Here is a 6,791-nt window from a genome sequence, read left to right as displayed (position 1 = left end):
CAAACTCTTCAATTTAAGATTTTGTTCGGCTCAATGAATACTGAACATTACATAAAGTAATGTTTGAATTGACTGTGCTGAATCCGAAGATTCAATGGTCACTTCGTTTCATTGAAACCTAATTTGATACCGAGGTATCTAATTGGATTATCATCAACGAGTGCCCACACAGATTGATAGGTTTATATTTTTAAAGAGCTTTTCTAACTTATCCAGCAACTTAGTTGCTCGTCGTTAGGGGTGCGTATCTTACTCCGCACCGTGAGAGAGTCAAGCATTTTTTCAAATTTCTTTTTCTCTCACTTCCGACTCGCTGTGTGACTTTCGTCTCACTCCGTGTCGGTGGATGCGCAGTATAGGGAGTTGATAAATTAGTACAAGCGTTTTTTGCAAAAAAACTCTCAACCGAACAAATAACGAGCATTCCGCATAGATACTCAACGATCTTGTCTAATATTCCGGGTTGTAGAGGATCTTTTCATGATGAAACACCTGACTTCTGCATTAAAAGACCGCCGATTTCTTGGTAATTTCGATCGCTGATCTTATCTCTCTTGGTTCTTTTTTCTCTTTCTAACTATATAAAGACGAAAAAAAGAGCAGAACGATAACGAACTGCTCTTTTGGTCTTTACTTTTTATTTGGGGTACTTCAGGTGAAGTCTTGGAAAAGTGCTTCTTCTATATATAGAAGAAAAGATCAGAGCATCCTTGCCCTTCTCTTTTACGACAGATTAGCTAGGGGTATATCTAAATGTCGTGGTTGTTCGATGACACATTGAGCTCGTAAGAGTGGAGCATGCTTGCATTCCCAATGGAGTCATCTTCGAGAGGAACTTAGTTCTTCAATACTTTTACGGTGTAGCTACCATCTTTTTGTTGGTACAGACCGTGGATGTCGGTTTCGAAACCTGGGTAATGCGCACCGATCTCACAAAGCATCTCTAGGAAGTCCAGTACAGGGCGAGACTCTTGAGTCACCATTTCACCAGGAAGTACTAGTGGCACACCTGGAGGGTAAGGAAGGATCATGTTCGCACTTACGCGACCAACCATTTCTTCCAGTTTGATTTCTTCTACGTTACCGCGAAGCTCTTCTTGCCATGCTGCGTGTGGTGTTACTTTCATTTCAGGAAGAACATCGAACGCTTTGTACATTAGCTCTGGTAGATTGTATTTCTTAGTTAGGTTGTGAATCGCTTGTGCTAATTCTTGAACGCGCATGCCTTCATAGAAGCTTGGGTCTTCGTTATATAGCGAAGGAAGGAAGCTCTTGATGGTTAGGTTCAAGTCGTAGCCACGTTTAAATTCAGTCAGACCGCGTAGCAATTGCATTGCTTTTGATTTGTCGATACCGATTGAGAATAGGAACAACAAGTTGTATGGACCTGTTTTCTCTACCACGATGCCGCGCTCGTCTAGGAATTTAGCCACCAGCGAAGCAGGAATACCTGATTCTTCTAGTTCGCCTTCTTTATTCATCCCAGGAGTCAATAGCGTTACTTTGATTGGATCAAGATACATGTGGTTGTCATCCATGTTCTTGAAGCCGTGCCATGTGTCGCTAGGGTCTAGTTTCCAACATTCCGTAGTATCGATGTTTTCTGGTTGCCATACATCGAAGAACCAGCTGTCACTTTCTGCTTCTAGGCGTTTGATCTCTTTACGGAAGCGAATTGCGCGATCGATAGAGTCTTGCATCAACTTCTTACCAGTGTTGCCGCGCATCATTGCCGCTGCAGTTTCAGTAGAAGCAACAATGCCGTACTGAGGTGAAGTTGAAGTGTGCATCATGAATGCTTCGTTGAAAGATTCTTTATCAAAGTCGCCTTTCACGTGAATCATTGAAGCTTGTGAGAACGCTGCCAACAGTTTGTGTGTTGATTGTGTCTCGTAGAACACTTTGCCTGGCATCGCTTCACCACTCATACCACATTTACCTTCATAAATTGGGTTGAAGTTAGTGTAAGGCACCCAAGCACTGTCGAAGTGGATGTGTTTACAGTCTAGCGACTCTTTGATGAATTGTGTGTTGTACAACAGACCATCGTAAGTTGAGTTAGTCACTACTGCGTAACTTGGCGCTGTTGCACCTGGTGTTTTCGCCACTTTCTCTGCAATGACATCGCGGCTGAATTCGCTTTGTGGAATACCACCAAGGATGCCGTATGCGTTACGAGTTGGGCGGAAGTAGATTGGTGTCACGTCGCTCATCATCATTAGGTGAGTCAGAGATTTGTGACAGTTACGGTCAATCAGTACTGTGCTGCCCGCAGGCGCTGAGTACATACCAACGATTTTGTTCGATGTAGACGTACCGTTAGTTACGATGTAAGAACGGTCTGCATTGAAGGTACGTGCGATGTATTCTTCTGCATCTTTATGTGGACCTGAGTGGTCTAGTAGAGAACCTAGTTCAGGCATTGAGATTGATACGTCCGCTTTGAATGTGTTTGGACCGTAAAAATCATAGAAGATGCTACCAGCAGGGCTTTTCTGGAATGCAGTACCGCCCATGTGACCTGGAGTACAGAAGGTGTATTTACCTTCTTCTACGTATTTGAATAGCGCTTTAGTGAATGGAGGCATGATGGCATCTTTGTATGCCTCAGTCGCTTGGTTGATTTTGATAGCGATGTCGTCAGCCATACCTAAAGCGTACTCGAAGAAGCTCACGTTTAGACGTAGGTCTGTTAGTGAAATATCTAGAGTAGACTGTTCGTTAGCAAATGCGTGAACAGGCAGTTTTTCGTTGATTTGGCTAATACGTTCACATAGCTCTAGTGAGTATTTATCCCAGTCGAACAGCACACCGCAAATGCGTGGGTTCATCTCAATCATTTTGATCAAGTCTTTATCATCTACTGGGTAAACCACTTCGTAGCCCGCTTTCTCAAGAGCAGCGTGAAGTTGACGAACTGGCTCTTCTTTAAAGAACACACCCATGTGGTTCAAGATAGCGAAAATATTCATTTGGACATCTCCAAGGCGAATGAAGGCGCTCTCTGCCATTTACAGGCAGTGAGTAAGGTGAGCGCCGAGTGAATTTGTTTTTTATTGGCTGGCACCGAAGCGCCAGCGTTTGGGGGATTAGTTGCTTGCTTGAGCAGGCATGTCGTCAGCGTGTAGCTTCATGTACTGAGCTAAGCCGGCTTTTTTGCTGTAGAACATCAAGATAACTAGAGAAACGATGAAGGTTGCTGTTAGCGTACCGCCCTCTGCACCTGCTAGTGCGATGAAGCAGAACAGACAAGCCACACCAGAGAACAGCATTACGAAGCCGTTGCGTGTTGTCATACCTTCGAAGCGAATCAAGTTAATGCTTGAGTAGAAGTAAGGCAGCATAGTTAGTAGAACTGCATCAGTCGTTAACTGGTTGAACAGGTCTGATGCGTGTGCTGTTTTAGAGCTGAAGAACATCAGTACAACCATTAGCGCAGTCATCTTGATTGACGCAAGGATTAGACCTTTCTTAGGCACACCGTTTTTGTCAGTTTCGCCGTAGATTTTAGGGAAGTTGCCATCGCTTGCTGCACGTTTACCAGCCTCGCCCACCAGCATCATCCAAGAACCTAGCGAAGTGAAACATGCTAGTGCTGTGAATGCTGATACGAATGGTGCAGTCCAGCTACCGAATAGCTCAGTGGTTGCTAGTGCAAATGGCGCACCTGATGCCGCAACTTCAGAAGCAGGGAACATGCCGCTGATCATTTGAGTTGATAGGATGTAAATCACACCTGCGATACCAGTACCCAGCATGGTTGCTAGCGGTACAGTACGTTTAGGATTTTCTACCATACCTGTCGATACTGCTGCTGATTCCACACCAACGAATGACCATAGACAGATAAGAACCGCAGTCACAATCGCATGGCTATCCGTACCCGCAGATACGTTCCAGTTTTGGCTGTATAGCGCAGTGTCGAAGTGCGTCCAACCAAACGCCGCTGTACCAACAACAGGAATGAGGATTAGAACAAGACCAAGCGTACATAGACGGCTTACCCAGCTACCACCAAGTAGGTTAACGAAAGTGAAGATCCATACCGATGCAATCGTCGCAATACCTGCTGGGATTGGGTCATTAAGCACAGGGAAGAATACTGAAAGGTAAGAAACACCTGTAATAGCAATAGCTAGGTTACCAATCCAGTTCGCGTGGTAATAAAGCACGCCCGTTTGGAAACCAAAGACTGGGGAAACTTCGCCCGCATAAGCGATAGGACCACCTTCTTGAGGGTTTTTGGTTGCCAGACGAGCGTAAACAAACGCAAGGCTCAGCGCACCGATCAAACAGATCAGCCAACTGAAAATTGAAACAGAGCCTACTGAAGCTAGGCTAGAAGGTAACAGTGCAATACCACTACCCATCATGTTACCGGCGACTACACCCGTACAGGCAATTAGGCCGATTTTTTTCGTATTCGATGACATAACATCTCCAAATCTATTCTACTCAAGTCAACGTGACTCAAACTGAACGGTTATTAGCGAGATGCTATGAAGTAGATACCTGCTCGACCTCGCTAAATTTCGAAGTGAAGACTACGCCCAAAAATCGGGAAAAAAATAAACTTGGCGTTATCAATAAAATGATTAGTTAATCAACATCAAGTTGAGATAAACATGATAAACACAAAAATATAAAACCAAATTATTCATGCAGTTATAAGAAAAACATCAAACCTTCTACCGATAGATAAACTCTCATCAACTCGTTGGTAATCGCGGCAAAAGTTATCAACCTCTATCAACTTCCCCGCCCCGAAGGGTTGATTCCCTGAACCTGTTGATTTCATAAACCTCTCCCTGATCGCGCTTTTTGACCCACATCAATATTCATCTCGCCTGCAAGAAAGCATCAGAATCATTCTCGCCAAATAACCCAGCCAGACACTCCATACAATCAATAGAGATAGAGATAGAGATAGAGATAGAGATAGAGATAGAGATAGAGATAGAGATAGAGATAGAGATAGAGATAGAGAAGAAAACCGGATATGTCTTCCCGTTGCAAGCTTGCGTTACTGGCTCCTTCGTAAGTCATTACCCCACCGCCCACCCTTTTCACTTTTCGACAGCTACAAAAAAGCCCCTCACCGAAATGAGGGGCTAGTATTAAACTGACGTAGAGTGAGAGAGAATTAAAGCATTCGAACGACAGAAGGGTGAACAGCGCGATACATGGCGTAATCAATCGCCTTCATGTTACTTGGGAAGACCAAGTTTTCGCACAGCAGGTACGTCTCAACCGACGTATCAATATAGAAAGCTTCGCTGTAAGACTCACTGGCCAAATCCAGATCACCATCCAATTCAGCGTGCTTACCACGAATCACATAAGAAAGCACCGAATCACGTAACCTCAAAGCCTGCCCAAGATGCTGCTTGGCTGAAGCCATGTCACCAATAATGGTTTCGTGCAAGGCTAAAGCTTCATAAATTCGCGGTTGAATTGGCCCAACCATCATTTTTACGTTAGTTTCTAGTGCGTCACTCAACTGCTGCACTCGCCCTTTCTTCAACTCCTGTGAAAAGTCGAGCACCTTCTGCACGTGGTAAGCAATCAATAACTCTGCCTGAACGTAAGCATTATCTGGCTCAATTTCTAAAATGTTTTCCAGCAAGTTGACGCCTTGGCGAAACTGCTTGGCATCCGAGACATTGAGATAATGGTTAGCTTGAACAAACAGCTCCAAAGCATTTGGGTTAATTGGCATTCCCGCCACCAGCATCGTGGATTTCAGCTTGGCATCCGGCACTTTCAGCACTTGCATCAAGTCTAACGACGCTTGTTGAAGCACTGTCTTTAAATGGCTGCTGGTTAACGCGTATTGACGACTAAACAACACCTTTTCAGATGAGTTATTGCGATATTCCACCTCTAAAAAGCTACCACCATCATTTTCACGAACCCGCACCACAACCGATTTGCCCGGCACAATACCCGAGGTAAACGACGCCTTCTTTAGCATGACTCGGTAATCGCTCACTTGAGCAATGTCAGACATCAACTTTTGGGCAAACCCGTCTGCCAAGTCGTAGCTTAACCCTTCGCTCGTGAAGTTATCTTGAAACTTGAATTCGATAAGGTGAGTATCGATGGCTTGAGTAATACGCACTTCCGATTGCTTGTAGGTAAACACGCCCATCACCACAACCAAAACACTGATCCAGATGAAGTTCATGATCCCCAGGCGCCACGGACTGATTTTATTTTTTTTCTGAGGGGCCTTTTTCTCTTTAGACATCTCACAGACCGCGCGAGTCAGAGGGCCAGCAGGAAAGGTGACGGCAGGTGCGATAGGTAGAGTATCTTCTTCTGATTCTTCAACAATAGGAGGAAGAGTTTCTGAATCACAATGACGACTTGCGAGGAATTCCTCGAGTGTCATTGGGGTCACATTTGCCACCAGCTTGTAACCACGTTTCGGCACTGTAATGACGTAGCTGGTATTTTCTTCCCGACCGTCCCGCAGTAATTTACGCAACTCAAAAATGGACTGAGTCACCACTTGATCGGTCACAATCGCCCCTGCCCAAACGTATTGGATCAATTCCTCACGATTGAACACCTCATTCGCATGCTCCGCTAGGAAATGCAGAAGATTAATTAAGCGTGGCTCAACAGTAACTTCCCTATCTTGTCGATACAGCTTATTTTCATCAACGCTTAAAACCCAGTCATTGATTTGAAAATAGACTCCAACCATGTATGAAAACTCTCGTATCTACAGACAGCGCTACGGCAGGAATCAAACAATGGTCAATTCCTACAGGTAACTAAAGGCG

At 44.6% G+C, this 6,791-nt stretch carries 3 protein-coding genes; all 3 read right to left on the bottom strand.

Features of this window, described 5'->3' with window-relative positions:
• Nucleotides 1–836 precede the first annotated feature (836 nt).
• Nucleotides 837–2,972 (bottom strand): lysine decarboxylase CadA, encoded by a 2,136-nt coding sequence (locus L3V32_RS24510; protein ID WP_182035071.1) that lies wholly within the window; start codon nucleotides 2,970–2,972, stop codon nucleotides 837–839.
• Between the two features lie 117 nt (nucleotides 2,973–3,089).
• Entirely contained in the window at nucleotides 3,090–4,433 is a 1,344-nt protein-coding gene (gene cadB / locus L3V32_RS24505) for a cadaverine/lysine antiporter (RefSeq protein ID WP_005397292.1), read from the bottom strand.
• A 710-nt stretch (nucleotides 4,434–5,143) separates the two neighbouring features.
• The gene (gene cadC / locus L3V32_RS24500; protein WP_237285480.1) at nucleotides 5,144–6,712 is read right to left on the bottom strand and encodes a lysine decarboxylation/transport transcriptional activator CadC; all 1,569 of its coding nucleotides are present in this window, start codon (nucleotides 6,710–6,712) and stop codon (nucleotides 5,144–5,146) included.
• Between the last annotated feature and the right edge of the window lie 79 nt (nucleotides 6,713–6,791).

Source organism: Vibrio sp. J2-4, from assembly GCF_021728155.1.
Lineage (GTDB): Bacteria > Pseudomonadota > Gammaproteobacteria > Enterobacterales > Vibrionaceae > Vibrio > Vibrio diabolicus.
This window is presented reverse-complemented; position numbering and strand designations above follow the sequence as displayed.

Bases quoted from the DNA above. Each gene is read 5' to 3' on its own strand.
- L3V32_RS24510 (WP_182035071.1), bottom strand. From the start codon at position 2,972: ATGAATATTTTCGCTATCTTGAACCACATGGGTGTGTTCTTTAAAGAA.
- cadB (WP_005397292.1), bottom strand. From the start codon at position 4,433: ATGTCATCGAATACGAAAAAAATCGGCCTAATTGCCTGTACGGGTGTA.
- cadC (WP_237285480.1), bottom strand. From the start codon at position 6,712: ATGGTTGGAGTCTATTTTCAAATCAATGACTGGGTTTTAAGCGTTGAT.